This is a genomic window from Pseudomonas sp. GW821-FHT10B02 (genome assembly GCF_059415665.1).
The window spans coordinates 130,456-155,748 of sequence record NZ_JBWKNR010000002.1; the positions used below are offsets into that span (position 1 = coordinate 130,456).

At 61.3% G+C, this 25,293-nt stretch carries 27 protein-coding genes; 16 read left to right on the forward strand and 11 right to left on the reverse strand.

The window, feature by feature from the left end; genetic code table 11:
* The first annotated feature begins 12 nt into the window (after positions 1-12).
* The 7 genes from mreC to tldD all read left to right on the forward strand — a co-directional run bounded on the left by mreC (position 13) and on the right by tldD (position 9,968).
* Entirely contained in the window at positions 13-1,098 is a 1,086-nt protein-coding gene (mreC, locus tag AC07OF_RS03570) for a rod shape-determining protein MreC (RefSeq protein ID WP_495072650.1), read from the forward strand.
* Positions 1,098-1,586, forward strand: a complete 489-nt coding sequence (gene mreD / locus AC07OF_RS03575) for a rod shape-determining protein MreD (protein ID WP_038614423.1) — start codon at positions 1,098-1,100, stop codon at positions 1,584-1,586. Before mreC ends, mreD begins: the two co-directional genes overlap by 1 nt.
* A gap of 34 nt (positions 1,587-1,620) precedes the next feature.
* Positions 1,621-2,226 (forward strand): Maf family protein, encoded by a 606-nt coding sequence (locus tag AC07OF_RS03580; protein ID WP_476445967.1) that lies wholly within the window; start codon positions 1,621-1,623, stop codon positions 2,224-2,226.
* A gap of 81 nt (positions 2,227-2,307) precedes the next feature.
* Positions 2,308-3,765 (forward strand): ribonuclease G, encoded by a 1,458-nt coding sequence (gene rng / locus AC07OF_RS03585; protein ID WP_157193996.1) that lies wholly within the window; start codon positions 2,308-2,310, stop codon positions 3,763-3,765.
* An 85-nt stretch (positions 3,766-3,850) separates the two neighbouring features.
* Positions 3,851-7,660, forward strand: coding sequence for a YhdP family protein (locus AC07OF_RS03590; protein ID WP_495072579.1), 3,810 nt, complete (start codon positions 3,851-3,853; stop codon positions 7,658-7,660).
* A gap of 14 nt (positions 7,661-7,674) precedes the next feature.
* Positions 7,675-8,526 (forward strand): carbon-nitrogen hydrolase family protein, encoded by an 852-nt coding sequence (locus AC07OF_RS03595; RefSeq protein WP_157193992.1) that lies wholly within the window; start codon positions 7,675-7,677, stop codon positions 8,524-8,526.
* Positions 8,527-8,528: 2 nt separating this feature from the next.
* Positions 8,529-9,968 (forward strand): metalloprotease TldD, encoded by a 1,440-nt coding sequence (gene tldD, locus AC07OF_RS03600; protein ID WP_157193991.1) that lies wholly within the window; start codon positions 8,529-8,531, stop codon positions 9,966-9,968.
* Positions 9,969-10,010: 42 nt separating this feature from the next.
* On the opposite strand, the gene yjgA is transcribed toward tldD, so the two are convergent.
* Complete coding sequence (gene yjgA / locus AC07OF_RS03605) at positions 10,011-10,532, reverse strand: ribosome biogenesis factor YjgA (protein WP_157193989.1); 522 nt, start codon at positions 10,530-10,532, stop codon at positions 10,011-10,013.
* Positions 10,533-10,640: 108 nt separating this feature from the next.
* On the opposite strand from yjgA, the gene pmbA reads away from it, so the two are divergent.
* From pmbA to AC07OF_RS03635, 6 genes are all read left to right on the forward strand, one after another.
* Entirely contained in the window at positions 10,641-11,987 is a 1,347-nt protein-coding gene (pmbA, locus tag AC07OF_RS03610; RefSeq protein ID WP_038614409.1) for a metalloprotease PmbA, read from the forward strand.
* Between the two features lie 189 nt (positions 11,988-12,176).
* On the forward strand, positions 12,177-12,578 hold the full coding sequence (locus AC07OF_RS03615; protein ID WP_038614407.1) for a hypothetical protein: 402 nt from the start codon (positions 12,177-12,179) through the stop codon (positions 12,576-12,578).
* Positions 12,571-13,947, forward strand: a complete 1,377-nt coding sequence (gene fumC, locus AC07OF_RS03620; protein ID WP_157193987.1) for a class II fumarate hydratase FumC — start codon at positions 12,571-12,573, stop codon at positions 13,945-13,947. The genes AC07OF_RS03615 and fumC overlap by 8 nt, the downstream gene beginning before the upstream one ends.
* A 20-nt stretch (positions 13,948-13,967) precedes the next feature.
* Positions 13,968-14,429, forward strand: a complete 462-nt coding sequence (locus AC07OF_RS03625) for a DUF2753 family protein (RefSeq protein ID WP_342623177.1) — start codon at positions 13,968-13,970, stop codon at positions 14,427-14,429.
* A 2-nt stretch (positions 14,430-14,431) separates the two neighbouring features.
* The gene (locus tag AC07OF_RS03630) at positions 14,432-15,043 is read left to right on the forward strand and encodes a superoxide dismutase (protein WP_495072580.1); all 612 of its coding nucleotides are present in this window, start codon (positions 14,432-14,434) and stop codon (positions 15,041-15,043) included.
* Between the two features lie 11 nt (positions 15,044-15,054).
* Entirely contained in the window at positions 15,055-15,948 is an 894-nt protein-coding gene (locus AC07OF_RS03635) for a ZIP family metal transporter (protein WP_495072581.1), read from the forward strand.
* Positions 15,949-15,966: 18 nt separating this feature from the next.
* On the opposite strand, the gene AC07OF_RS03640 is transcribed toward AC07OF_RS03635, so the two are convergent.
* From AC07OF_RS03640 to AC07OF_RS03685, 10 genes are all read right to left on the reverse strand, one after another.
* Positions 15,967-16,239 carry an HPr family phosphocarrier protein gene (locus AC07OF_RS03640; protein ID WP_038614394.1) on the reverse strand — a complete coding sequence of 91 codons (273 nt, stop codon included), beginning with the start codon at positions 16,237-16,239 and terminating at the stop codon, positions 15,967-15,969.
* A gap of 20 nt (positions 16,240-16,259) precedes the next feature.
* Positions 16,260-17,114 (reverse strand): RNase adapter RapZ, encoded by an 855-nt coding sequence (gene rapZ / locus AC07OF_RS03645; protein ID WP_157193981.1) that lies wholly within the window; start codon positions 17,112-17,114, stop codon positions 16,260-16,262.
* Between the two features lie 2 nt (positions 17,115-17,116).
* A complete protein-coding gene (ptsN, locus tag AC07OF_RS03650) occupies positions 17,117-17,581 on the reverse strand; it encodes a PTS IIA-like nitrogen regulatory protein PtsN (protein ID WP_157193978.1) in 465 nt (154 codons plus the stop codon).
* A 12-nt stretch (positions 17,582-17,593) separates the two neighbouring features.
* Positions 17,594-17,902, reverse strand: a complete 309-nt coding sequence (hpf, locus tag AC07OF_RS03655; RefSeq protein ID WP_028942831.1) for a ribosome hibernation-promoting factor, HPF/YfiA family — start codon at positions 17,900-17,902, stop codon at positions 17,594-17,596.
* A gap of 77 nt (positions 17,903-17,979) precedes the next feature.
* On the reverse strand, positions 17,980-19,473 hold the full coding sequence (locus tag AC07OF_RS03660) for an RNA polymerase factor sigma-54 (RefSeq protein WP_157193977.1): 1,494 nt from the start codon (positions 19,471-19,473) through the stop codon (positions 17,980-17,982).
* Positions 19,474-19,652: 179 nt separating this feature from the next.
* Positions 19,653-20,378: an LPS export ABC transporter ATP-binding protein gene (gene lptB / locus AC07OF_RS03665; RefSeq protein WP_038614382.1), complete on the reverse strand. Its 726-nt coding sequence runs from the start codon at positions 20,376-20,378 to the stop codon at positions 19,653-19,655.
* Entirely contained in the window at positions 20,379-20,903 is a 525-nt protein-coding gene (gene lptA, locus AC07OF_RS03670) for a lipopolysaccharide transport periplasmic protein LptA (protein WP_157193975.1), read from the reverse strand.
* Entirely contained in the window at positions 20,890-21,462 is a 573-nt protein-coding gene (lptC, locus tag AC07OF_RS03675; protein ID WP_038614378.1) for an LPS export ABC transporter periplasmic protein LptC, read from the reverse strand. The genes lptA and lptC overlap by 14 nt, the downstream gene beginning before the upstream one ends.
* Before the next feature lie 8 nt (positions 21,463-21,470).
* Entirely contained in the window at positions 21,471-21,995 is a 525-nt protein-coding gene (locus tag AC07OF_RS03680; RefSeq protein WP_157193973.1) for a KdsC family phosphatase, read from the reverse strand.
* Positions 21,996-22,970 (reverse strand): KpsF/GutQ family sugar-phosphate isomerase, encoded by a 975-nt coding sequence (locus tag AC07OF_RS03685; RefSeq protein ID WP_038616920.1) that lies wholly within the window; start codon positions 22,968-22,970, stop codon positions 21,996-21,998.
* 245 nt (positions 22,971-23,215) lie between these two features.
* Between AC07OF_RS03685 and AC07OF_RS03690 the strand changes: the two genes are divergently transcribed.
* From AC07OF_RS03690 to mlaD, 3 genes are read left to right on the forward strand one after another with little or no spacing between them, the layout of a single operon-like run.
* Positions 23,216-24,025 (forward strand): ATP-binding cassette domain-containing protein, encoded by an 810-nt coding sequence (locus AC07OF_RS03690; RefSeq protein WP_038614373.1) that lies wholly within the window; start codon positions 23,216-23,218, stop codon positions 24,023-24,025.
* Positions 24,025-24,822, forward strand: coding sequence for a lipid asymmetry maintenance ABC transporter permease subunit MlaE (mlaE, locus tag AC07OF_RS03695; protein ID WP_038614371.1), 798 nt, complete (start codon positions 24,025-24,027; stop codon positions 24,820-24,822). Before AC07OF_RS03690 ends, mlaE begins: the two co-directional genes overlap by 1 nt.
* Positions 24,822-25,289, forward strand: coding sequence for an outer membrane lipid asymmetry maintenance protein MlaD (gene mlaD / locus AC07OF_RS03700; RefSeq protein ID WP_157193971.1), 468 nt, complete (start codon positions 24,822-24,824; stop codon positions 25,287-25,289). Before mlaE ends, mlaD begins: the two co-directional genes overlap by 1 nt.
* Positions 25,290-25,293: the final 4 nt, after the last annotated feature.

Sequence of the window (25,293 nt, forward strand, 5' to 3'; positions counted from 1 at the left end):
GAGGAGCGGCTTATTAAACCGCTTTTCGCCAAGGGCCCTTCGCTGGGCGTGCGCCTGCTCGTGCTGGTTGTGCTGTCGATCACCCTGATGGTGGTCGATGCGCGCTTTACCCTGCTCAAACCGGTACGCAGCCAGATGGGGCTGGTGCTGATGGAGTCCTATCACATCACCGACTTGCCGCAGAGCCTGTGGCAGGGTGTCGCCAGCCAGTTCGGCAGTCGCACCGAGCTGATCGCCGAGAACGAAAAACTCAAGACCGAAGCTTTGCTGATGCAGGGGCGCGTACAGAAACTGGCGGCCCTGACTGAGCAGAACGTGCGCCTGCGCGAGCTGCTCAATTCGTCGGCATTGGTCAATGAGAAGGTCGAGGTCGCCGAGCTGATCGGCGTCGATCCCAACCCGTTCACCCACCGCATCCTGATCAACAAGGGCGAGCGCGATGGCGTGGTGCTTGGCCAGCCGGTGCTCGATGCCCGTGGCCTGATGGGCCAGGTGGTCGAGCTGATGCCTTATACCGCGCGGGTACTGTTGCTGACCGACACAACCCACAGCATTCCGGTGCAGGTCAACCGCAACGGCCTGCGGGCGATTGCCAGCGGTACCGGCAACCCGGAGCGCCTGGAACTGCGCCATGTCGCCGATACTGCGGACATCAAGGAAGGCGACCTGCTGGTCAGCTCGGGCCTGGGCCAGCGCTTCCCGGCCGGCTATCCGGTGGCCACGGTAAAAGAAGTGATTCACGACTCCGGTCAGCCGTTCGCCATTGTTCGCGCGGTTCCGACTGCGGCCCTCAATCGCAGCCGCTACCTGTTGCTGGTGTTTACCGACAGCCGTACCCCCGAACAGCGTGCCACCGATGCTGCCATGGCCCAGGAAGCTGCTGATCGTCAGGGCTTGCCTGGCAATGCTGAGGCCGCACAGCCTGGCGCGACTACTGTTACGCCAGCTCCAGCTCCAGCTCCAGCGCCCGGAACGGCTCCGGCAACGCCTGCCAACCCGGCTCCAGTCGCGTCGCCAGCAGCCGTACCCGCAGCCCCGGCGCCAGCTCCGGCTGCTGCCAGCGGCGCTGCCGCGACCCCTTCCCGGGAGAGACACTGATGGTGAGTACTCGCAGTCGAAACGGCTGGGTGGTCTGGCTGACGTTCGCGCTTGGCCTGCTGCTCAGCGTTTCACCGTTGCCGCAGTTCATGGAAGTCTTCCGACCCATGTGGCTGGCCTTGCTCCTGGCTTTCTGGACCCTGGCCCTGCCGCATAAGGTCGGCATGACCACGGCGTTTGTCCTGGGCCTTGCCGAGGATGTGTTGTACGGCACGCTATTGGGGCAGAACGCCCTGGTGCTGACCCTGATTACCTTCCTGGTGCTGACCTTGCAACAGCGCCTGCGGATGTTCCCGATGTGGCAGCAAAGCCTGGTGATCCTGGTGGTCTTTGGTCTGGCCCAGCTGGTGCAGCTATGGCTGAGTGCACTGACCGGCAACCGCCTGCCGACCCTGGCGCTGATCTGGTCGGCGGTCATCAGCGCCTTGCTCTGGCCGTGGATCAGCTTCGCCCTGCGTGGGCTGCGCTTGCGTCTGAGCATCAACTGAGCCCGCTTCCCGACGTTGACAGGGAGAAGTCACGATGACCCCGCTGTACCTGGCCTCTGGTTCACCCCGCCGCCGGGAATTGCTGACCCAGATCGGCATTCCCTTCACCACGCTCAGTGCTTCGGTCGACGAAAGCCCGCTGCCGAATGAGGCCGCGCCGGCTTACGTCGAGCGCCTGGCGCGGGCCAAGGCCAGCGCCGGACTGGCTGCGCTGCTGCCGTGTGAGGCGAATGCTGCCCTGGCGGTGCTTGGCGCCGACACCGCGGTGGTGCTCGATGGGCAGATCCTGGGCAAACCTGTTGATCGCGAAGATGCCCTGGCCATGCTCGCCGCGCTGTCGGGCCGCGAGCATCAGGTGCTGACGGCCGTTGCGGTCGCCGATCAGCAGCGTTGCCTGAGCGTATGTGTCACCAGCCAGGTCCGTTTTCGCCCGATTTCCAGCGAAGAAGCCCAAGCTTACTGGGCCAGCGGCGAGCCGCTGGACAAAGCCGGCGCCTATGCCATCCAGGGCCTGGGCGCGGTGTTCGTGCAACGCCTCGAAGGCAGCTATTCGGCAGTGGTGGGTTTGCCGCTGAGCGAGACTGCCGAGCTGCTCGGACAATTCGCCATTCCCTGTTGGCAACCGTTGTCGGCCCGTTGAGCGAGGACAGGACAAGACTGCTGCTAGCCAGTCGCCCACGAGCGATCCATCATTACTGAAGTCCTTTGACGAGAGCCTGCCATGAGTGAAGAGATTCTGATCAATATCACACCGATGGAATCACGCGTGGCGGTGGTGGAGAACGGTGTTCTTCAGGAAGTGCATGTTGAACGCACCCAGCGGCGTGGCATCGTCGGCAACATCTACAAGGGTAAAGTGGTTCGCGTGTTGCCGGGGATGCAGGCAGCCTTCGTCGACATCGGCCTGGATCGCGCCGCCTTTATCCACGCCTCGGAAATCTCCCTGCGCGAAGGCTCGTCGGTGGAAAGCATCAGCGCCCTGGTGCATGAAGGGCAGAGTCTGGTGGTGCAGGTCACCAAGGATCCGATCGGTTCCAAAGGCGCGCGGCTGACGACCCAGCTGTCGATCCCTTCGCGTTACCTGGTGTACATGCCGCGCACCAGTCATGTCGGCATTTCCCTGAAGATCGAAGACGAAGCCGAACGAGAGCGCCTGAAACAGGTGGTGACCGACTGCGTCGCCCAGGAAAACATCCAGGATGCCGGCGGCTTCATCCTGCGTACCGCCGCCGAAGGTGCCGGGGCTGATGAAATCCTCATGGACATCCGCTACCTGCGCAGGCTCTGGGATCAGATCGGTGCGCAGATCAAGACGGTCGGCGCGCCGACGGAAATCTATGAGGATCTGGGCCTGGCCTTGCGTACCCTGCGCGATCTGGTCAACCCGAAAATCGAGAAGATCCGCATCGACTCGCGGGAAACCTTCCAGAAAACCACGCAGTTCGTCGGCGAACTGATGCCGGAAATCGCCGACCGCCTCGAACACTACCCGGGCGAACGGCCGATCTTCGATTTGTATGGCGTCGAAGACGAGATCCAGCGGGCGCTGGACCGCAAGGTGCCGCTCAAATCCGGCGGCTACCTGGTGGTCGATCCGGCCGAAGCGATGACGACCATCGACGTCAACACCGGGGCATTCGTTGGTCACCGCAACCTGGAAGAGACGATCTTCAAGACCAACCTGGAGGCGGCCACCGCCATTGCCCGGCAACTGCGCCTGCGCAATATCGGCGGCATCATCATCATCGACTTCATCGACATGGAAGACGAGGAGCACCAGCGTCAGGTATTGCGCACCCTGGAAAAGCAGCTCGAACGCGACCACGCCAAGACCAACATCATCGGTATTACCGAACTCGGTCTGGTGCAGATGACGCGCAAGCGCACCCGCGAAAGCCTTGAGCAGGTGCTGTGCGAACCCTGCCTGTGCTGCCAGGGGCGCGGCAAGCTGAAAACCCCGGAGACAGTTTGTTACGAGATTTTCCGCGAAATTCTGCGCGAAGCCCGTGCCTACCAGGCCGAAGGCTATAGAGTGCTGGCCAATCAAAAGGTGGTCGACAGGCTGCTGGATGAAGAGTCGGGCAACGTCGCCGAGCTTGAGACGTTCATCGGCCGCACCATTCGTTTTCAGGTCGAGTCGATGTACTCCCAGGAGCAGTACGATGTGGTGCTGCTCTGAGGCTTGAACGCACCGGGCTGCTGCACGGGCTGGCAAAGCGCCCGGTTGCGGCCATAGTTAAGGCTCGAGTTGGAGGGCCATTGCCATGGAGCGTCTGATCCGCGTTCTGGGCGCGATGACCCGCTGGGGCCTGGGGATCTGTGCCTTGCTGGCTGTGCTGGTCGCGCTGTATGTCAGCCTGGGCCGGCAACTGGTGCCGCTGGTGGCCGAATACCGCGCCGAAGTCGAAGACAAAGCCGAGCAGGCTTTGGGCATACCTGTGCATATTGGCAGCCTGGAAGGGCACTGGAGCGGCCTGGCACCGGTGCTGGTGGTCAACGATATCCAGGTGGGCGAGGGTGTCACCGCGTTACGCCTGGACGGAGTCAAGGTGGTGCCGGATCTGTGGGCCAGCCTCAGCGAGCGTCAGTTGCGCCTGGCCAACCTGGAAGTGGGTGGCCTGCACCTGAGCCTGCATGAAGATGAACAGGGCGCCTGGACCCTCGACGGTCTGCCGAAAACCGACGACAAGCCGCTCGATCCACAGCAGTTGCTGGAGCAAATGCAAGCGGTGGCGAAGATCACTGTGCTCGACAGTCAGGTCACCCTCGAGCCGTTCCAGCGCGATCCGATGACTCTCACTTACGTCAACATTGGCTTGCAAACCGGCAGCGTTCGCCAGCGTCTGGATGCACGCCTGACCTTGCCTGATGGTCAGCCCGTGGCCATGAGCGTGCGCAGCCGCGTGCGTCCGGCGCACTGGCGTGATGGCCAGCTCGATGCCTACCTCAGCTTGCCCCAGAGTGACTGGGCGCGCTGGTTGCCGCCGCAGCTGCTCGGGCAATGGCAGGCCAAGGAGCTGAAAGCCGGGGGCGAGTTCTGGCTGAACTGGAGCAAGGGCCAGCTACAGAGCACTGTGGTTCGCCTGAATGCACCGCAGTTACGTGGCGCCTATGCCGGTCGTGAAGAGGCCAAGGTGGAAAACCTCGCGCTTAATGGCTGGTTCCAGCGCCGCGAACAAGGTTTTGATGTGCAACTCGATTCGCTGGCCATGAGCCTGGGCAAGACCCGTTGGGAATCGCACCTGCAACTGAATCAGAACGCTGCCAGTGAGAAGGGTGAAGAAACCTGGAAAATCCAGGCCGATCGCCTCGACCTGACCCCGCTCACGCCGCTGATCCAGTCGCTGGCACCGTTGCCGGACAAGGTCATGGCGGTGGTCGAGGGCCTGAAGGTCAAGGGCAGCCTGCGCAATGTCCTGTTGGATATCCGCCCGAAGGCAACCGGGGATCAGCGTCTGAGCTTTGCTGCCAATCTGGAGCGGGTGGGCTTCAGCGCCTATCACGGTGCTCCGGCGGCGGGCAACGTCAGCGGCAGCATCAGCGGCGACCTCGGTCATGGCGAATTGCACCTCGACACTGACGCTTTCATGCTTCATCTCTACCCGATCTTCGCCAAACCGTGGAATTACCAGAAGGCCAATGCGCGCCTGACCTGGCGCCTCGATGAGGAAGGTTTCACCCTCATCGCCCCCTACCTGAAGGTGTTGGGCGAAGAGGGCAAGATTGCCGGTGACTTCCTCATCCGTCTGCTATTCGATGAAACACGTGAAGACTACATGGACTTGCGTGTCGGCCTGGTCGATGGCGATGGTCGCTACACCGCCAAGTACCTTCCCGAAGTCCTCAGCCCAGCGCTGGATGAATGGCTGCGTACCGCCATTCTCAAGGGCGCGGTCGACGAAGGTTATTTCCAGTACCAGGGCTCGCTCAATCACGGTGCATCCGAACAGGCGCGCAGCATCAGCCTGTTTTTCAAGGTCCATGATGCCGCGCTCGACTTCCAGCCTGGCTGGCCGCAAGTGCAGCAGGTCGATGGTGATGTGTACATCGACGATGATGGTGTGCGCGTCAATGCCAAACGCGGACAATTGCTCGATACCAAGGTCAGCGATGTGCAGGTCAACATTCCCCACGTTGCCAGTGGTGAGCACACGCATATGTACCTGGATGGAGCATTCGATGGCGGCTTGGGCGATGGCCTGAAAATCCTCCAGGAAGCGCCGATCGGCACTGCTGCGCTGTTCGCAGGCTGGGAAGGTCAGGGTAGCCTCAAGGGCAAGCTCAAGCTGGATATCCCCTTGGCCAAGGGCCAGCAACCGCAGGTGGTGGTGGATTTCGACACCAGCGATGCAAGTCTGAAAATCGCCGCCCCGGTGATCGAGCTGAACCAGCTCAAGGGCGCGTTCCGCTTCGACTACGGCAAGGGCCTCAGCGGCCAGAACATCAGCGCACGGGTATTCGACAAGCCGATTACCGCGCAGATCTTTGCCGAGGGCAAACCCGGTGAGCTGCAAACGCGGGTCCAGGCCAAGGGCCAGGTGGCGCTCGGCGCCCTGACCCAATGGTTGCAGGTCAAGCAGGCCTTGCCATTATCCGGCGAGCTGCCCTATCAGTTGCAGCTCAATCTGGGTAGCCGAGACAATCAGCTCAAGGTTGACTCCAGTCTCAAGGGGCTGGCCATCAACCTGCCTGCACCCTTCGGCAAGACCGCCGAAGAAACCCGCGACAGTCAGTTCGGCATGACCCTGCAAGGGCCTGAACGGCGGTTCAGCGTCAGCTACGCCGATGTCGCCAACATGCTCTATGCCGCGCCCATGGACAGACTCGACCAGGGCCGTGGCGAACTGGTGCTTGGCGGTGGCAGCGCGCAATTGCCCAGCGCTCAAGGTGTGCAGGTACGCGGCAAGCTGGCGGAACTTGACCTCGCACCCTGGCAGCAACAAATGGACAGCCTGGCCGGCAATGACCCGGGCGGCAGTGCCCGCCAGCTATTGCGCGGTGTTGACTTGAGCATCGCCCGGCTCAAGGGGGGCGGCCTTGACCTGAACCAGGCAGTGGTGCGTCTGGATCGCAATCCGAACAACTGGGCGTTGCGCCTGGACAGCAAGGAAGTCATCGGCAACGCACGCCTGCCTGACGCCAAAGGCGCGCCGATGGTGGTGAACCTGCAGACCCTTCACCTGCCGCCGCAAGATCCGGCTGAGGTGATCGTGCCCAACGCGCCTGATCCGATGGCTAACATCGATCCGCGCAAGATTCCTTCCATCGATCTGAGTATCGACAAGTTGTACCGCGGCGATGATCTGCTCGGCAGCGCGGCGGTCAAGGTACGTTCGACCGCCAAGGGTATCGCCCTGAATGACCTGGACCTCAGCCTCAAAGGCCTGCAGATCGACGGCAATGGCGGTTGGGAAGGCGCTCCGGGCGCCAGCGGCAGTTGGTACAAGGGGCGCATCGAGGGCAAGAACCTGGCCGACGTGCTCAAAGCGTGGAATTTTGCCCCGACCGTCACCAGCCGCGATTTTCGCATGGATGTCGATGCGCGCTGGCCAGGATCACCGGCCTGGGTCAGCCTTGGCCGGCTCTCCGGCAGCCTCGATGCCGCCCTGCGTAAAGGCCAGTTTGTTGAAGTCGAGGGCGGCGCCCAGGCCCTGCGGGTGTTTGGCCTGCTCAACTTCAACTCGATTGGCCGGCGTTTGCGCCTGGACTTCTCCGACCTGTTCGACAAGGGCCTGAGTTACGACCGGGTCAAAGGTCTGCTGGTGGCCAGCGAAGGCGTTTATGTCACCCGCGAGCCGATCACCGTGACCGGTCCTTCGAGCAATTTCGAGCTTGATGGCACCCTGGACATGGTGCGTGACCGGGTTGATGCGAAACTGCAGGTGACCTTGCCGGTGACCAACAACCTGCCGCTGGCCGCCTTGATTGTCGGGGCGCCGGCGGTCGGTGGCGCGTTGTTCCTGGTTGATCGTCTGCTGGGTGATCGCGTGGCGCGTTATGCCAGTGTGCATTACCGCGTCGAAGGTCCGTGGAAAGAGCCTAAAATCAGCTTTATCAAACCGTTCGAGAAATAGTCTCGGGAGCGCCAATGAAGTCAGCAGTGATCCAGATGGTCAGCCAGAGCGATATTCCGGCCAACCTGGAGCAGGCTCGGCGTTTGCTTGAGCAGGCGGCTGCCGGCGGTGCGCGCCTGGCGGTGTTGCCGGAGAACTTCGCCGCCATGGGCCGCCGCGACAGCGCCGCCATCGGTCGCGCCGAGGCGCTGGGCGAGGGGCCGATACTGCCGTGGTTGAAACAGGCCGCCCGCGACCTCAAGTTATGGGTGGTGGCTGGCACCTTGCCTTTGCCGCCGGCCGGGCAGCCGGATGCCAAGTCCCATGCCTGTTCGTTGTTGATCGATGAGCATGGCGAAACCGTAGCGCGCTACGACAAGCTGCACCTGTTCGATGTCGATGTCGCCGACAACCGTGGCCGCTATCGGGAGTCTGATGACTATGCCCATGGCAGCCAGGTGGTGGTTGCCGATACCCCGGTCGGACGCCTGGGCTTGAGCGTATGCTATGACTTGCGCTTCCCTGAACTGTACAGCGCCTTGCGCGCTGCCGGGGCCGAACTGATCAGTGCTCCGGCAGCGTTCACCGCCGTAACCGGCGCGGCGCATTGGCAAGTGCTGATCCGCGCGCGGGCGATTGAAACCCAGTGTTATGTCCTGGCCGCCGCGCAGGGCGGTATCCACCCGGGGCCACGGGAAACTTACGGACATGCGGCGATCGTCGATCCCTGGGGGCGAATTATCGCCGAACAGGCCAGCGGCGAGGCCGTGCTGCTGGGCGAACGCGACAGCAGCGAACAGGCGTCCATCCGGGCGCGGATGCCGGTGGCCTTGCACCGGCGCTTTTTCTCGCAGGACGCTTTGCGGCCTGCGCACACCTCGGAGTGACTATGAGCGAGATGTTATCCACTGTCAGCGAGCATCTGCTGGCGCCGGGCGGGCTGACCCTCGACAGCCTGCAGTCAGTGCTGGGTGAGTTGGCCGGGCCGGGCATCGATGCCGCCGACCTGTATTTCCAGGGGCAGATTTCCGAATCCTGGGCGCTTGAAGACGGGATCGTCAAAGAAGGCAGTTTCAACCTCGACCAGGGCGTGGGCGTACGTGCCCAGTCTGGCGAGAAAACCGGTTTCGCCTACAGCAACGCCATCAACCTTGAAGCCCTGACTTCAGCTGCGCGTGCGGCCCGCTCGATTTCCCGCGCCGGGCAGAACGGCAGTGTCCAGGCGTTCAAAAGCCAGGATGTCGTTCAGCTGTATGGCACCGACAACCCGCTGGAAGTGCTCAGCCGTGCCGAGAAGGTCGAGCTGCTCAAACGTGTCGATGCCGCCACGCGCAAGCTAGACCCGCGAATTCAGCAGGTTACCGTGAGCATGGCCGGGGTCTGGGAGCGCATTCTGATCGCCGCAGCCGATGGCAGCCTGGCTGCGGATGTGCGTCCGCTGGTGCGTTTCAACGTCAGTGTGATCGTCGAGCAGAACGGCCGGCGTGAGCGCGGTGGCCATGGCGGTGGCGGGCGTACCGACTACCGCTATTTCACCGACGAGCGGGTCATGGGCTTTGCCCGAGAGGCCCTGCGTCAGGCTTTGGTCAACCTCGAAGCGATTCCGGCCCCGGCCGGCACCTTGCCGGTGGTCCTCGGTTCAGGTTGGTCCGGCGTGTTGCTGCATGAGGCAGTCGGCCATGGCCTGGAGGGTGACTTCAACCGCAAGGGCAGCTCGGCCTACAGCGGCCACATGGGCGAAAAGGTTGCCTCGAGCCTGTGCACCATCGTCGATGATGGCACCCTGGAAGGTCGCCGCGGTTCGTTGAGCGTGGATGACGAAGGCACGCCCACCGAGTGCACCACGCTGATCGAGAACGGCATTCTCAAGGGCTACATGCAGGACAAGCTCAACGCCCGGTTGATGGGCATGGCGGTCACCGGCAACGGGCGCCGCGAGTCTTACGCGCACCTGCCAATGCCACGCATGACCAACACCTACATGCGTGCCGGGGAAAGCGATCCGGAAGAAATCATCAAGTCGGTCAAGCGCGGCCTCTACTGCGCCAATCTGGGCGGCGGCCAGGTGGATATCACCAGCGGCAAGTTTGTCTTCTCCACCAGCGAAGCCTATCTGATCGAAGACGGCAAAATCACTGCACCGGTCAAAGGCGCGACGCTGATCGGCAACGGTCCGGAAGCCATGAGCCGGGTATCGATGGTCGGTAACGACCTGTCCCTGGACAGTGGTGTGGGCACCTGTGGCAAGGATGGTCAGTCGGTGCCGGTTGGCGTCGGCCAGCCGACCTTGAAGATCGATGCGATCACCGTGGGTGGCACGGGCGCATGAAGTTGAAACCGGGCGGGCAGGGCGCCTGCCCGGTCGCGGGGCTCAACGCAGACCGCGTTGAACCTCGTCGAGGGTGCGAATGTACTTGAAGATCTTGCGGCTGGCGCTAGGCGGCTTGTTGGTTTTCAGCTCGTGCTGGGCCTGGCGGATCAGCGAGCGCAGCTGCTGGCGGTCGGCCTCCGGGTATTCCTGGACGAATTTTTCCAGGACTTCGTCGGTGCCGTCGATCAGCCGGTCGCGCCAGCGTTCGAGGCCGTGGAAGCGCTCGTTGTACTGGCGCGACGAGGCGTCGAGCTGGTCAAGAAGGGCAGTGATCGCGTCGATGTCCTGGTCACGCATCAGCTTGCCGATGAACGACTTGTGACGCCTTTTGGCCTCGTTCGCCGTGTGGCGCTTGTGCTCTTCCAGAGCCGCGCGCAGTTCGTCGGTCAAGGGCAGTTTGGCCAGGATGTCGGGCTTGAGCAATGTGAGGCGCTCGCCCATATCGACCAGCGCCTGCATTTCGCGCTTGATCTGGGTTTTGCTTTTTTCGCCGTCGAAGGCGGTGTCGTAAGAATCAACCATGGGGGCAGTCCGCTGAGAATCGCCGCCATGATAACCAGTCGGGGGCCGCTTGTCCGGCCCGGTCGTAGATTGACCCGTGCCGAACGCAGAATTTGAGTGGAGAAAACCATGAATGCAGTCCAGAGCGTAGGTCCACAGGCCCTGCCGGCGTTGCAGGAGCAGGTTGAACAGATCATCGCCGAAGCCAAACGCCAAGGGGCCAGCGCCTGTGAAGTAGCGGTATCGCTGGAGCAGGGCTTGTCGACCTCGGTACGCCAGCGTGAAGTGGAAACCGTGGAGTTCAACCGCGACCAGGGTTTTGGTATCACCCTGTACGTTGGCCAGCGCAAAGGTTCGGCCAGCACCTCGGCCAGCGGCAGCGAGGCCATTCGCGAGACCGTCGCCGCGGCACTGGCGATTGCCAAGCACACTTCCGAGGATGATTGCGCAGGGCTTGCCGATCCGGCGTTGATGGCCCGTGATCTGCCTGACTTCGATCTGTATCACGCCTGGGACATCACCCCGGAACAGGCGATCGAAAAGGCGCTGGCTTGCGAAGCGGCGGCCTTTGACGCCGATGCGCGGATCAAGAACGCTGACGGCACCACGCTCAATACCCATCAGGGCTGCCGCGTGTATGGCAACAGCAACGGCTTTATCGGTGGCTACGCGTCGACCCGTCACAGCCTGAGCTGCGTGATGATCGCCGAAGCCGACGGGCAGATGCAGCGTGACTACTGGTACGACGTCAATCGCCAGGGCGAGTTGCTGGCCGATCCTCGCAGCATCGGCCAGCGCGCCGCGCAGCGGGCCGCCAGTCGCCTGGGCGCGCGACCGGTGCCGACCTGCGAGGTGCCGGTGCTGTTCTCGGCAGAGCTGGCCGGGGGGCTGTTCGGCAGTTTCCTGTCGGCGATCTCCGGCGGCAACCTGTACCGCAAGTCATCGTTCCTTGAGGGGACCATGGGGCAGCGCCTGTTCCCGAGCTGGTTGACCCTGGATGAGCGTCCACACCTGATGCGCGCGCTGGGCAGTGCGGCCTTCGATGGCGATGGTCTGGCCACCTATGCCAAACCGTTCGTCGAAAAAGGCGAGTTGGTCTCCTACGTACTGGGTACTTATTCCGGACGCAAACTTGGCCTGCCGAGCACCGCCAATGCCGGTGGCGTGCATAACCTGTACGTCACCCACGGGGTGGAGGATCAGGCCGCACTGATCCGGCGTATGGGACGTGGATTGTTGGTCACCGAGTTGATGGGGCATGGCCTGAACATGGTGACCGGCGACTATTCCCGTGGTGCCGCAGGCTATTGGGTCGAGAATGGCGAGATTCAGTTCGCTGTCCAGGAAGTGACCATCGCCGGCAATATGAAGGACATGTTCCAGCAGATTGTCGCGATCGGTAATGATCTTGAGACTCGTAGCAACATTCACACTGGCTCGGTACTGATCGAGCGGATGACTGTGGCGGGTAGCTGATTGTGGTAGGAGCGGGCTTGCCCCGCGATACAATGTGACTGACTAGACGCAATCGCGGGGCAAGCCCGCTCCTACCGAAAGAGTGCCCCCCTGAAGCCCGGCCATGTGTCGGGCTTTTTTGTTTTTCTACTTTCGCATCCTTGAATTGATTCTGATTATCACTTAATAATGAATATCATTATCTAGGCGATGATGTTCATGAAACCCGTCCTTCACGAATTGCCCTACCTCGAAAACTGGCGCTGGCTCAGCCGCCGTATCCGTTGTGCGATGGAGCCGGACGAACCGCGCTTGATCGACCACTACCTGGCCGAAGGCCGGTATCTGGTGTGCTGCACTGAAACCTCGGCCTGGACCGTCGCCCTGACCTCATTCCGCCTGCTCCTGGATACCGCTTGCGACCGCATGCTGCCCTGGCATTGGCGCTGCCTGTGCCTGGATCAGGCCTGGAAGCCGCTGTTGCAGCTGCGCAAGCTCGACGGTGGCGAGCACGGCCAGCGTTGGCAGCCTCTCGCCCTGCAACTGGCGAACTGCACGCTACTGCCTTCGATTTCTTTCGCTGAACTGATGCAAGGACTTGATGATGAGTAATACCCGTATCGAGCGTGACAGCATGGGTGAACTGCAGGTGCCGGCCGAGGCCCTGTATGGCGCTCAGACCCAGCGTGCGGTGAACAACTTCCCGATCAGCCAGCAGCGCATGCCGACCCAGTTCATTCGTGCACTGCTGCTGGCCAAGGCTGCCGCGGCCAAGGCCAACATCGAACTCAAGCAACTGGATGAGGGGCAGGGCACGGCCATTGTCAAAGCGGTCGAGCAACTGCTGGCTGGCGATTTCATTCAGCACTTTCCGGTGGATATCTTCCAGACCGGTTCCGGCACCAGCTCGAACATGAACGCCAACGAAGTGATTGCCACCCTGGCAAGCCGCATTCTCGGCGATACGGTCAATCCGAACGATCACGTCAACTGCGGGCAAAGCAGTAACGACATCATTCCTACCACTATTCATGTCAGTGCCGCGCTGGCCTTGCATGAGCAACTGCTGCCAGCACTCAAGCACCTGGTGCAGGTGATCGAGCGCAAGGCGCTCGAGGTACATCCCTTCATCAAGACTGGCCGAACCCACCTGATGGACGCCATGCCGGTGCGCATGAGCCAGGTGCTCGGCGGATGGGCGGCGCAGATCTCGGCTGCCATCGCACACATTGAGTCGACCTTGCCGGCGTTGCAGTCGCTGGCCCAGGGCGGTACAGCCGTAGGGACCGGAATCAATGCCCATCCCGAATTCGCCGGGCGATTCAGCCAGCAGCTGTCTGAACTCACCAAGGTGCCATTCACCCCTGGGCAGAATCTGTTCGCCCTGATCGGCTCACAGGACACTGCCGTTGCCTTGTCGGGTCAGCTCAAGACCACTGCCGTGGCCTTGATGAAGATCGCCAACGACCTGCGCTGGATGAACTCCGGTCCGCTGGCTGGCCTGGGTGAGATCGAACTGGAAGGCCTGCAGCCGGGCTCCTCGATCATGCCGGGCAAGGTCAACCCGGTGATTCCGGAAGCCACCGCCATGGTCGCCGCGCAGGTCATCGGCAACGACGCGACCATTGCCGTGGCCGGTCAGTCGGGCAATTTCGAACTCAACGTGATGTTGCCGATCATTGCTCAGAACCTGCTGAGCAGCATCGAGCTGATGGCCAATGTCAGCCGCTTGCTGGCCGACAAGGCGATCGCCAGCTTCAAGGTCAACGAAGCCAAGCTCAAGGAAGCACTGGCGCGTAACCCGATCCTGGTAACGGCGCTGAACCCGATCATCGGTTATCAGAAGGCCGCCGAGATTGCCAAGACCGCCTACAAGCAAGGGCGGCCGATCATTGAGGTAGCCCTGGAGCACACCGACTTGCCGCGCAGCCAGCTGGAAGTGCTGCTCGACCCGGAAAAGCTTACTGCCGGCGGTATCTGATAGCGCCCTGGAGGTTTGTCATGCAGCACTGGAAACGCACCACCGAAATCGCCAATCGCCTGTTCGACCAGGGCGAGCTGGTCGATGCCCGCGAGTTGTATCTGCAGGCCCTGGCCCTGGCCCAGGTGTTGTTCGAGCGCTGGCATGACGCCGATGAAGCGGTGGCCGTGTGCGTGATTGCTCACCACAACCTGGCCGACCTGCACCTGCGCTTGAATCAGCCTCAGGAGAGCGCGGAGTACCTCTGCGCCATCCATCAGCGGCTGTTGCAGGCCATGCAGGATCAACGCCTGACGCCAGCGCTGCGCGAAGCGGCGCTGCGTCACAGCGGCAAGACCTACACCGAGTTGCTCAATTTCATCAGTGAGTACGGCCAGTACCCACGAACCGAACGCCTGCTCCACAGCCATGGCCCGCAACCGGCGGTACTTGCCGGTCAGGAAAGCGCCGGGTCTTCTGCACATCAATACGGAATCCATTGAGAATGCCTTATACCTTGCCTGCATTGCCTTACGCCTACGATGCGCTGGAACCGCACATCGATACCCAGACCATGCAGATTCACCACAGCAAGCACCATCAGACCTACATCAACAACCTCAATGCTGCCGTCGAAGGCAGTGAATGGGCCGAATGGCCGGTCGAACAACTGGTGGCCGCGGTCAAGCAGTTGCCATCGAGCCTGCAGGCGGCAGTGATCAACCAGGGTGGCGGGCATGCCAACCACTCGCTGTTCTGGACGGTCATGTCGCCCCAGGGCGGTGGTCAGCCCCAGGGCACGGTTGGCAAGGCTATCGATGAGCAATTGGGCGGCTTCGACGCCTTCAAGGATGCCTTCACCAAGGCGGCGTTGACCCGTTTCGGCAGCGGTTGGGCCTGGCTCAGCGTGACGCCGGAGAAAAAGCTGGTGGTGGAAAGCAGTGGCAACCAGGACAGCCCGCTGATGCACGGCAACACGCCGATTCTGGGGCTGGATGTCTGGGAACATGCCTACTACCTGCTGTACCAGAACCGCCGTCCCGAATATATCAATGCCTTCTACAACGTGATCGATTGGTCCGAGGTAGAACGCCGTTATGTAGCCGCCCTGGTGTGAGTCGTCCCGGTATGCGTACGGATGTGATGTCCATCAGCAGCGTGCGTTTGTTTCGCCTGGCGCTGGGTACCCTGTTGCTGCTGGTCGGCTGCGCTTTGCTGGTAGCGCAGGGGTTGGCCTGGCTGGACCTTGAGCCGCGCATGATGCGTGCGCTCGAAGGGGGCGCCCTGTGTGCATTGGGGACCGCGCTGGGTGCAGTGCCGGTGCTGGTGATCCGCAGCATGCCGGTAGCCTTGGCCGATACGTTGCTGGGTTTTGGCGCCGGGGTGATGCTGGCGGCAACGGCGTTTTCCCTGATCATTCCCGGGCTTGATGCTGCCCAGGCTATTGGCCTGGGCAAATGGAGTGCCGGAGGGCTGGTCAGTTTCGGCTTGCTGTTCGGCGCTTTCTGCCTCTACCTGGTCGATCTCAAAGTGTCTGGCGCTTCGCCGGAGGCCTTGGTCGGCACTGCCCGGCAGCCGGTGATTGCCGCACGGATCTGGGTGTTTGTCATCGCCATCATCGCCCACAACATCCCGGAAGGCATGGCCATCGGTGTGTCGGCCGGTGGTGGAATGGCGGATGCCGACAGTCTGGCCATGGGCATCGCCTTGCAGGATGTGCCCGAAGGCCTGGTCATTGCGCTGGTGCTGGCCGGGGCCGGGATGGCGCGATTCAAGGCCTTTGCCATCGGTGCGGCGTCTGGTCTGGTCGAGCCGGTGGCGGCAGTGATTTGTGCCTGGCTGGTGACGGTGGCGGAGTTGTTGCTGCCACTGGGCCTGGCCTGTGCGGCCGGGGCGATGTTGCTGGTGGTCACCCAGGAGATCATTCCTGAATCACGCAGCAACGGTCATCATCGCTTGGCCAGCCTGGGTTTGTGCGTCGGCTTCTGCCTGATGATGGTGATGGATACGGCGTTGTCTTGAGCAGGAAGCAGAGGGCGGTTACTCGCCCTCGTCAAAGTAGTTGTTGATCAGCTCGATCAACGCTTCCAGGGCTTCGTCCTGTTGCTCGCCTTCAGTATGCAGGTGTACCTGAGTGCCTTTGCCCGCTGCCAGCATCATCACGGCCATGATGCTTTTGCCGTCGATCAGTTTGTCAGGCGCGCGACCTACGCGCACGGTGCAAGGGAAGCGTCCGGCCACGCCGACAAACTTTGCCGCAGCCCGGGCGTGTAGCCCCAGCTTGTTGATGATGGTGATTTCACGAGCGGGCATCGCGGCGGTAGTCCTGTGGGCTAGAGGTCGCGGTGGCGAACCTGGACATTCTTCAGGGATTGCTGCAGCAACTGGCCCAGGCGTTCGGTGAGGTAAACCGAACGGTGGTGTCCACCAGTACAGCCAATGGCAATGGTGACGTAAGCGCGGTTGCTGGCGGCAAAGCGCGGCAACCATTTGAGCAGGTAGCTGGAGATGTCCTGGAACATTTCTTCGACGTCAGGCTGGGTGGCCAGGTAATCGATGACCGGTTGTTCCAGGCCGGAGTGTTCACGTAGCTCCGGCTTCCAGTAAGGGTTGGGCAGGCAGCGCACGTCGAACACCAGGTCGGCATCCACCGGCATGCCTCGCTTGAAACCGAAGGATTCGACCAGGAACGCGGTACCGGGTTCCGGCTGGTTAAGCAGGCGCAGTTTGATCGAGTCCCGCAACTGGTAGAGGTTCAGTTTGGTGGTGTCGATCTTCAGGTCGGCGAGGTCGGCGATCGGCCCCAGCAGGTCGGTCTCGACCTTGATCGCTTCGGCCAGCGAACGATTGGCGTTGGTCAGCGGGTGACGCCTGCGGGTTTCCGAGAAACGCTTGAGCAGGGTCTCTTCGTCGGCGTCCAGGTACAGCACATCACACTGGATATGCTTGCTCCGGGCATCTTCGAGCAGCTCGGGGAAGCGGCTCAGATGGCTGGGCAGGTTGCGTGCATCGATTGATACCGCCACTTTGGGCTGCATCAGCTCGGTGTTGATCAGGGCATTTTCCGCCAGCTGCGGTAGCAGCCCGGCAGGCAGGTTATCGATGCAGTAGTAGCCGTTGTCCTCCAGGACTGCGAGGGCGGTGCTCTTGCCGGAGCCGGATCGGCCACTGACGATAATCAGGCGCATGTTCAGGACTCGTTCTGTACGTCCAGTACGACCTGGTACAAGGCTTCACTGCTACCGGCGGCACGCAACCTGTCACGCACTTCCTTACGGTCGAGCATGCTGGCAATTTGGCGCAACAGCTCAAGGTGCGCATCAGTGGCCGCTTCGGGAACCAGCAGGACAAACAGCAAATCGACCGGGGCGCCATCAATGGCGTCATAGTCAATCGGTGCATCCAGGTGTATCAGGGCGCTGATGGGGGATGAGCAGCCTTTCAGGCGGCAGTGTGGAATGGCAATGCCATTACCAAAACCGGTCGACCCGAGTTTCTCCCGGGCAAACAGGGCTTCAAAAACGTCTTGCATCTCCAGGTCCGGAACTTCCCGGTCGATCAGGGTGGCGATTTCCTGGAGTGCACGCTTTTTACTGCCTCCCGGCGCGTTCACCAGGGAACGGCCGGGGGTCAGGATGGTTTCAAGTCGGATCATGGATGAGGGGGATCAGCGGGCCGCTGCACCTTGCAGCAGGCTTTGCTGTTTTTCCTTGTGTTTTTTCAGTTGGCGGTCGAGCTTGTCGGTCAAGGCATCGATCGCTGCATACATGTCTGTGTGTTCGGCATTTGCAACCACTTCGCCGCCGGGAATAAACAGCGTCGCTTCAATTTTCTGCTGCAGCTTCTCGACCTTCATGATTACCGTCACATTGGTAATCTTGTCGAAGTGCCCTTCCAGCCGTTTCAGTTTCTGTTCGACGTACTCGCGCAGCGGCTGGGTGACTTCTACATGCTGTCCACTGATATTGACTTGCATACAGCTTCTCCTTTGTTGCCCGTGCATAAGAGGCAGGTATTGCGCCTGCCACTGAACTGCTATGGCTATCTCAGGGGCTACATCAGTCGCTTACGCTCACTCGACGGTGCAATGCCGAGGGACTCGCGGTACTTGGCGACGGTGCGACGGGCTACCTGGATACCTTGTGCCTCCAGTAAACCAGCGATCTTGCTGTCACTCAATGGCTTTTTCTGATTTTCCGCTGCAACCAGTTTTTTGATGATCGCGCGAATCGCTGTGGACGAGCATTCACCGCCTTCGGAGGTGCTGACGTGGCTGGAGAAAAAGTACTTCAGCTCGTAAATTCCACGCGGTGTATGCATGTATTTCTGGGTGGTGACCCGGGAAATGGTCGACTCGTGCATGCCCACCGCTTCGGCGATGTCGTGCAATACCAGCGGCTTCATTGCTTCGTCGCCGTGATCGAGGAAACCACGTTGGTGCTCGACGATCTGGGTGGCGACCTTCATCAGGGTTTCGTTACGGCTCTGCAGGCTCTTGATGAACCAGCGGGCTTCCTGCAACTGGTTGCGCATGAAGGTGTTGTCGGCGCTGGTGTCGGCACGGCGGACGAATCCGGCGTATTGCGGGTTGACCCGCAGACGCGGCACGGCTTCCTGGTTGAGCTCGACCAGCCAGCGTTCGTTGTCCTTGCGCACGATCACGTCAGGGACCACGTATTCGGCTTCGCTGGACTCGATCTGCGAGCCAGGGCGCGGGTTGAGGCTCTGGACCAGTTCGATGACCTGGCGCAGTTCGTCTTCTTTGAGCTTCATCCGCCGCATCAGCTGGCTGTAGTCACGGCTGCCGAGCAGGTCGATGTAATCGCGGACCAGGCGCTGGGCTTCGGCCATCCAGGGGGTGCTGGCGGGCAGTTGACGCAGCTGCAGCAGCAAGCACTCGCTGAGGTTGCGCGCGCCGATGCCGGCCGGTTCGAATTGCTGGATGCGGTGCAGCACGGCTTCGACTTCGTCGAGCTCGATATCCAGCTCCGGGTCGAAGGACTCGCAGACTTCTTCGAGGGTTTCGTCGAGGTAGCCCTGGTTGTTGATGCAGTCGATCAGGGTGACCGCGATCAGCCGGTCGGTGTCGGACATCGGCGCCAGGTTCAACTGCCAGAGCAGGTGGCTTTGCAGGCTTTCGCCAGCCGAGGTGCGGGTGGTGAAGTCCCACTCGTCATCGTCGTTGCTGGGCAGGCTGCTGGCGCTGGTCTGGTAGATGTCTTCCCAGGCCGTATCGACCGGTAGCTCGTTGGGGATGCGCTCGTTCCATTCGCCGTCTTCCAGGCTGTCCACGGTGGGCGTGGTTTCCTGGAAACTGGTGTCCTGGACTTCGGCGACCGGCTTGCTTTCGGCGTTGTCCGCCATCGGGTCGCTGTTGTCGAAGTCGTCGCCTTCTTCCTGGCGTTCGAGCATCGGGTTCGATTCCAGCGCTTCCTGGATTTCCTGCTGGAGGTCCAGGGTAGAAAGCTGGAGCAGACGGATGGCCTGTTGCAACTGCGGTGTCATCGTCAGTTGCTGGCCCATTCTTAGGACGAGCGATGGTTTCATGGCAGGGGCTTAACACCTTTTTCGCCGGCGCACATGCGCCATCCACTACAAGGGCACCGAAGCGCCAACTTTAAGCAAATTATATGCCTGAAATTGGAGCGTTTGCCTAGGGTGCTGTAACAATTAAGCCGGATTTCACCGGTACAGTTGCCCCTGGCAAGCGCTTTGTCGCCTCGAACTTACAAGCGGAACTCGTGGCCCAAGTACACCTCTTTGACCAGGTCGTTGGCCAGGATGGTCTCTGCATCGCCTTCGGCAATCAGTTGGCCATCGTTGACGATGTAAGCGGTTTCGCAGATATCCAGGGTCTCACGGACGTTGTGGTCGGTGATCAGTACACCGATGCCCTTGGCCTTGAGGTGATGGATGATCTGCTTGATGTCGCCGACCGAAATCGGGTCGACACCGGCAAAGGGTTCGTCGAGCAGGATGAATTTCGGTGCGGTGGCCAGGGCACGAGCGATCTCCACGCGGCGACGCTCGCCGCCGGACAGGCTCATGCCGAGGTTGTCGCGAATGTGGCTGATGTGAAATTCCTGCAGCAGGCTTTCCAGTTCCTTGCGACGTCCGGCGGTGTCGAGGTCCTTGCGGGTCTCGAGGATCGCCATGATGTTGTCGGCAACCGAAAGCTTGCGAAAGATCGAGGCTTCCTGGGGCAGGTAACCAATACCGGCACGGGCACGGCCGTGCATCGGCTGGTGGCTGACATCCAGATCGTCGATCAGGACACGGCCCTGATCGGCCTGGACCAGGCCGACGATCATGTAGAAGCAGGTGGTTTTGCCGGCGCCGTTAGGGCCGAGCAGGCCGACGATCTGGCCGCTGTCGATCGACAGGCTGACGTCGCGGACCACTTGTCGGCTCTTGTAGCTCTTGGCCAGGTGCTGGGCTTTGAGGGTCGCCATTTACTCGGCCTTCTTTTTAGGCTGGATCACCATGTCGATACGCTGGCGCGGTGAGGTCACATTGCCGCCACGACCGGCAGTCGCTACCTGGGACTTGGTGTTGTAGACGATCTTCTCGCCTTCGGTGGTATTGCCTTCGTTGACCACTTTGGCGCGGTCGGTCAGCACCACCAGGTCTTTTTGCGCCTGGTACTGGATGGTCACGGCGTAGCCCTGCATCTTGTCCGGCTTGGCAGCGCTCTGTTGCTGCTCGAAGTAGGCCAGGTTGCCCACCGAGGTCACCACATCGATGTCGCCGGAGTCGGCGCGGGTGATGGTCACGGTGTTGCCTTTGATCATCATCGAACCTTGGGTGATGATGACGTCGCCGGTGTAGGTGGCGACCCCTTTCTTGTCATCCAGGTGCGCGTTGTCGGCCTGAATGCGGATAGGCTGGTCACGGTCGTTCGGCAGGGCCCAGGCGCTCGCGCTTCCCAGTGCTGCGCTCAGGCTGAGCAAAAAGGGGAGGGTTTTAACGAGCCTCATACTGTCCTCTTACGTTGGACAGCAGGTCCATCCTGCCGTCTTTCAAATACGCTTTCATTCCATTGCCCGTAGTGACGCCACCGGCGCCGTCGATTTTAACGGCTTGTGCGGTTTGCGCATATTGCTTCTGCGGGAATACCGTCATGCGGCTGGTGGTAATGATCATGGTGCGGTTCTTTTCATCGGTGCGGGCAACCCGTACCGAGTCAATCAATTCCACTTCCGAGCCGTCCGGGTTGACCTCGCCCTTTTCGCTCTGCACATGCCAGGGGTAGGTGGTGCCGCGGTACAGCTGCAGGTCCGGCTTGGTCAGCAGGGTCACTTCACTGACCTTGAGGTGTTCGACCTTGTCGGCGGTCATCTCGTACTGCATCTTGCCGTCTGGCAGGAACTGTACGCTGTGGGCGTTGGTGGCGTAATAGTCGATAGCGTTGTTGTCGACGCTGACCACCGGCTTGTCGAGGAAGCTTTCGGGGCCGATGTTCCAGTAGCCGACTGCCGCCAGCAAGGCGGCAATCACACTGTACAGCGCAGCGGTGCGGAATTTTTTACTGAACATGTGGCGCTCTACAGGTAATGGGCATTGGCCGCGTCGAGATTGCCCTGGGCTTGCAGGATCAACTCGCAGAATTCGCGGGCTGCGCCTTCACCGCCACGGGCCTTGGTGATCCCGTGGGCGTGCTCGCGGACAAAGGCTGCGGCATTGGCCACGGCCATGCCCAGGCCGACGCGACGGATCACCGGCAGGTCAGGCAGGTCGTCGCCCAGATAGGCAACTTGTTCATAGCTTAGGTTGAGTTGGCTGAGTAGGCCGTCCAATACCACCAATTTATCTTCACGCCCCTGATACAGGTGCGGGATGCCGAGGTTCTTGGCCCGGCGCTCGACCACCGGGGTCTTGCGCCCGCTGATGATCGCCGTGGTCACGCCCGAGGCCATGAGCATCTTGATGCCCTGGCCGTCGAGGGTGTTGAAGGTCTTGAATTCGCTGCCATCTTCGAGGAAGTACAAGCGGCCGTCGGTCAGTACGCCGTCTACATCGAATACCGCAAGCTTGATCGCCTTGCCGCGCTGGAGCAGGTCCTGGCTCATTTACATCACTCCCGCACGCAACAGGTCGTGCATGTTCAGGGCGCCAACCGGGCGCTCGTCCTTGTCGATCACCACCAGGGCACTGATCTTGTGGTCTTCCATGATTTTCAGGGCTTCGGCGGCGAGCATTTCGGCGCGGGCGGTCTTGCCGTGAGCGGTCATGACCTCTTCGATCAGGGTGGTGTGTACATCGATGTTGCGATCCAGGCTGCGGCGCAAGTCACCGTCGGTGAAGATCCCGGCCAACCGCCCGTCGGCTTCAAGCACCACGGTCATGCCCAAACCTTTGCGAGACATTTCAAGGAGTGCGTCCTTGAGCAGGGTTCCGCGCTGCACCTGCGGCAGTTCTTCACCGGCGTGCATGACGTTCTCGACTTTCAGCAGCAGGCGGCGGCCGAGGGCGCCACCAGGGTGCGAGAAAGCGAAGTCTTCAGCGGTAAAACCGCGTGCTTCGAGCAAGGCAATGGCCAGGGCGTCGCCCAGGACCAGTGCGGCGGTAGTCGAGGAGGTCGGTGCCAGGTTCAGTGGGCAGGCTTCCTGGGCAACACGGGCATCGAGGTTGACTTCGGCGGCCTTGGCCAGCGGCGAGTCCGGGTTGCCGGTCAGGCTGATCAACTGGATGCCCAGGCGCTTGATCAACGGCAGCAGGGTAACGATCTCGGCGGTCGAACCGGAGTTGGACAGGGCGAGGATGACATCGTCGCGGGTGATCATGCCCATGTCGCCATGGCTGGCTTCGGCCGGATGAACGAAGAAGGCCGGCGTGCCGGTGCTGGCCAGGGTCGCGGCGATTTTGTTGCCGATATGCCCGGACTTGCCCATGCCGACCACCACCACGCGGCCCTTGCTGGCCAGGATCAGCTCGCACGCCTTGACGAAATCGGCGTCGATGTGGGCTAGCAAGCCCTCAACCGCCTCGAGTTCGAAACGGATGGTGCGTTGCGCGGATTGGATCAGGTCGCTGGATTGGCTCATGTCGAAAATCGGATTGCCTGATGAAAAGGCGGCGATTATAGCGGTAATGCGCAAAACCCTCACCTTGTGATTGTCATACAGTCGCTCGCCAACCTTAACCCTGGCTGAACAAGCACTGCTACGGCCTTGGGGCGCCGCTATCAGCGATGATATAGTTCGCCGCCTGTTCGGCCCGCTCAGGGCGTGCGTGCCTCCATGAAGGGGGCGCGCGTCTGAGTGAGATGGCTGCATCGCAAGGAGTCTAGATGAGCGTTGATAACGCCTACGCGGTCGAGTTGAAGGGTGTGTCCTTCAAGCGCGGTTCGCGCAGCATCTTCAATAATGTCGATATACGCATTCCCCGCGGCAAGGTCACCGGCATCATGGGGCCTTCCGGGTGCGGCAAGACCACACTGTTGCGTCTGATGGGCGCACAGCTGCGTCCGGCCAGCGGCGAGGTCTGGGTCGCCGGGCAGAACCTGCCGACGCTGTCGCGCAGCGATCTGTTCGATGCGCGCAAGCAGATGGGGGTGTTGTTCCAGAGTGGCGCACTGTTCACCGATCTCGACGTGTTCGAGAACGTGGCATTCCCGCTGCGGGTGCATACCCAGCTGTCCGACGAAATGATCCGTGACATTGTTCTGATGAAACTGCAGGCCGTCGGCCTGCGCGGTGCCATCGAACTGATGCCTGACGAGCTGTCCGGGGGCATGAAGCGTCGTGTGGCACTGGCACGGGCCATTGCCCTGGACCCACAGATCCTCATGTACGACGAGCCCTTCGTCGGTCAGGACCCGATCGCCATGGGCGTTCTGGTGCGGCTGATCCGCTTGCTCAACGATGCCCTGGGTATCACCAGCATCGTGGTCTCCCACGACCTGGCCGAAACCGCCAGTATTGCCGACTACATCTATGTCGTCGGCGACGGCCAGGTGCTTGGCCAGGGCACGCCGGACGAGCTGATGGGCTCCGACAATCCGCGCATTCGTCAATTCATGAAAGGCGACCCGGACGGACCGGTACCCTTTCACTTTCCTGCGCCGGATTACCGCGCCGATCTTCTGGGGAAGCGTTGATGCGCAGAAAATCCTTGCTCGAACGTATTCGTCGTTTTGGCCGTTCGGCCATCGACGTGCTGGCCGTGCTCGGCCGCTCGTTTCTGTTCCTGCTGCACTCGCTGGTCGGGCGCAGCGGCACTGGCGGCGGCTTTCAACTGCTGGTCAGGCAACTCTATTCGGTTGGCGTGCTGTCGCTGGCGATCATTGTCGTTTCCGGGGTCTTCATCGGTATGGTGCTGGCCCTGCAGGGTTTCAGCATCCTGACCAAGTACGGCTCGGAACAGGCAGTCGGGCAGATGGTTGCCTTGACCTTGCTGCGTGAGCTGGGGCCGGTGGTGACCGCATTGCTGTTCGCCGGGCGTGCAGGTTCGGCGCTGACCGCCGAAATCGGCAACATGAAGTCCACCGAGCAGCTTTCCAGCCTGGAAATGATCGGTGTCGATCCGCTCAAATACATCGTTGCCCCGCGTTTGTGGGCCGGTTTCATCTCGCTGCCGATGCTGGCGCTGATTTTCAGCGTGGTGGGCATCTGGGGTGGGTCCTGGGTGGCGGTGGACTGGCTGGGCGTCTATGAAGGCTCGTTCTGGGCCAACATGCAGAACAGTGTGTCGTTCACTGACGATGTGCTCAATGGCGTGATCAAGAGCCTGGTTTTTGCTTTTGTTGTTACCTGGATTGCCGTATTCCAAGGCTATGACTGCGAGCCCACTTCAGAGGGGATCAGCCGTGCCACCACCAAGACCGTGGTCTATGCCTCATTGGCAGTCCTGGGTCTGGACTTTATTCTGACCGCCTTGATGTTTGGAGATTTCTGATGCAAAACCGCACCCTGGAAATCGGTGTCGGCCTGTTCCTCCTGGCCGGGATCCTGGCGCTGATCCTGCTGGCCCTGCGCGTCAGCGGCCTGTCGGCGAGCCCGAGCAGCGATACCTATAAAATTTACGCATACTTCGACAATATCGCCGGTTTGACGGTCAGAGCTAAAGTGACCATGGCCGGTGTGACCATCGGCAAGGTCACGGCCATCGATCTGGACCGTGACACCTACACCGGTCGGGTGACGTTGCAGCTGGAAAAACGCGTAGACAACCTGCCTACCGACTCCACTGCATCTATCCTCACCGCTGGGTTGCTCGGCGAGAAGTACATCGGTATCAGCGTGGGCGGAGAAGAAGCGGTGCTCAAGGATGGTGCAACCATTCACGACACCCAGTCGGCGCTGGTGCTGGAAGATCTGATTGGCAAGTTCCTGCTCAATACCGTTGGCAAAGAAGCTAAATAAGGAG

Coding starts and splice junctions, on each gene's coding strand:
- mreD (WP_038614423.1), top strand. CDS start 1,098: ATGGTGAGTACTCGCAGTCGAAACGGCTGGGTGGTCTGGCTGACGTTC.
- AC07OF_RS03580 (WP_476445967.1), top strand. CDS start 1,621: ATGACCCCGCTGTACCTGGCCTCTGGTTCACCCCGCCGCCGGGAATTG.
- rng (WP_157193996.1), top strand. CDS start 2,308: ATGAGTGAAGAGATTCTGATCAATATCACACCGATGGAATCACGCGTG.
- AC07OF_RS03590 (WP_495072579.1), top strand. CDS start 3,851: ATGGAGCGTCTGATCCGCGTTCTGGGCGCGATGACCCGCTGGGGCCTG.
- AC07OF_RS03595 (WP_157193992.1), top strand. CDS start 7,675: ATGAAGTCAGCAGTGATCCAGATGGTCAGCCAGAGCGATATTCCGGCC.
- tldD (WP_157193991.1), top strand. CDS start 8,529: ATGAGCGAGATGTTATCCACTGTCAGCGAGCATCTGCTGGCGCCGGGC.
- yjgA (WP_157193989.1), bottom strand. CDS start 10,532: ATGGTTGATTCTTACGACACCGCCTTCGACGGCGAAAAAAGCAAAACC.
- pmbA (WP_038614409.1), top strand. CDS start 10,641: ATGAATGCAGTCCAGAGCGTAGGTCCACAGGCCCTGCCGGCGTTGCAG.
- AC07OF_RS03615 (WP_038614407.1), top strand. CDS start 12,177: ATGATGTTCATGAAACCCGTCCTTCACGAATTGCCCTACCTCGAAAAC.
- fumC (WP_157193987.1), top strand. CDS start 12,571: ATGAGTAATACCCGTATCGAGCGTGACAGCATGGGTGAACTGCAGGTG.
- AC07OF_RS03625 (WP_342623177.1), top strand. CDS start 13,968: ATGCAGCACTGGAAACGCACCACCGAAATCGCCAATCGCCTGTTCGAC.
- AC07OF_RS03630 (WP_495072580.1), top strand. CDS start 14,432: ATGCCTTATACCTTGCCTGCATTGCCTTACGCCTACGATGCGCTGGAA.
- AC07OF_RS03635 (WP_495072581.1), top strand. CDS start 15,055: ATGCGTACGGATGTGATGTCCATCAGCAGCGTGCGTTTGTTTCGCCTG.
- AC07OF_RS03640 (WP_038614394.1), bottom strand. CDS start 16,239: ATGCCCGCTCGTGAAATCACCATCATCAACAAGCTGGGGCTACACGCC.
- rapZ (WP_157193981.1), bottom strand. CDS start 17,114: ATGCGCCTGATTATCGTCAGTGGCCGATCCGGCTCCGGCAAGAGCACC.
- ptsN (WP_157193978.1), bottom strand. CDS start 17,581: ATGATCCGACTTGAAACCATCCTGACCCCCGGCCGTTCCCTGGTGAAC.
- hpf (WP_028942831.1), bottom strand. CDS start 17,902: ATGCAAGTCAATATCAGTGGACAGCATGTAGAAGTCACCCAGCCGCTG.
- AC07OF_RS03660 (WP_157193977.1), bottom strand. CDS start 19,473: ATGAAACCATCGCTCGTCCTAAGAATGGGCCAGCAACTGACGATGACA.
- lptB (WP_038614382.1), bottom strand. CDS start 20,378: ATGGCGACCCTCAAAGCCCAGCACCTGGCCAAGAGCTACAAGAGCCGA.
- lptA (WP_157193975.1), bottom strand. CDS start 20,903: ATGAGGCTCGTTAAAACCCTCCCCTTTTTGCTCAGCCTGAGCGCAGCA.
- lptC (WP_038614378.1), bottom strand. CDS start 21,462: ATGTTCAGTAAAAAATTCCGCACCGCTGCGCTGTACAGTGTGATTGCC.
- AC07OF_RS03680 (WP_157193973.1), bottom strand. CDS start 21,995: ATGAGCCAGGACCTGCTCCAGCGCGGCAAGGCGATCAAGCTTGCGGTA.
- AC07OF_RS03685 (WP_038616920.1), bottom strand. CDS start 22,970: ATGAGCCAATCCAGCGACCTGATCCAATCCGCGCAACGCACCATCCGT.
- AC07OF_RS03690 (WP_038614373.1), top strand. CDS start 23,216: ATGAGCGTTGATAACGCCTACGCGGTCGAGTTGAAGGGTGTGTCCTTC.
- mlaE (WP_038614371.1), top strand. CDS start 24,025: ATGCGCAGAAAATCCTTGCTCGAACGTATTCGTCGTTTTGGCCGTTCG.
- mlaD (WP_157193971.1), top strand. CDS start 24,822: ATGCAAAACCGCACCCTGGAAATCGGTGTCGGCCTGTTCCTCCTGGCC.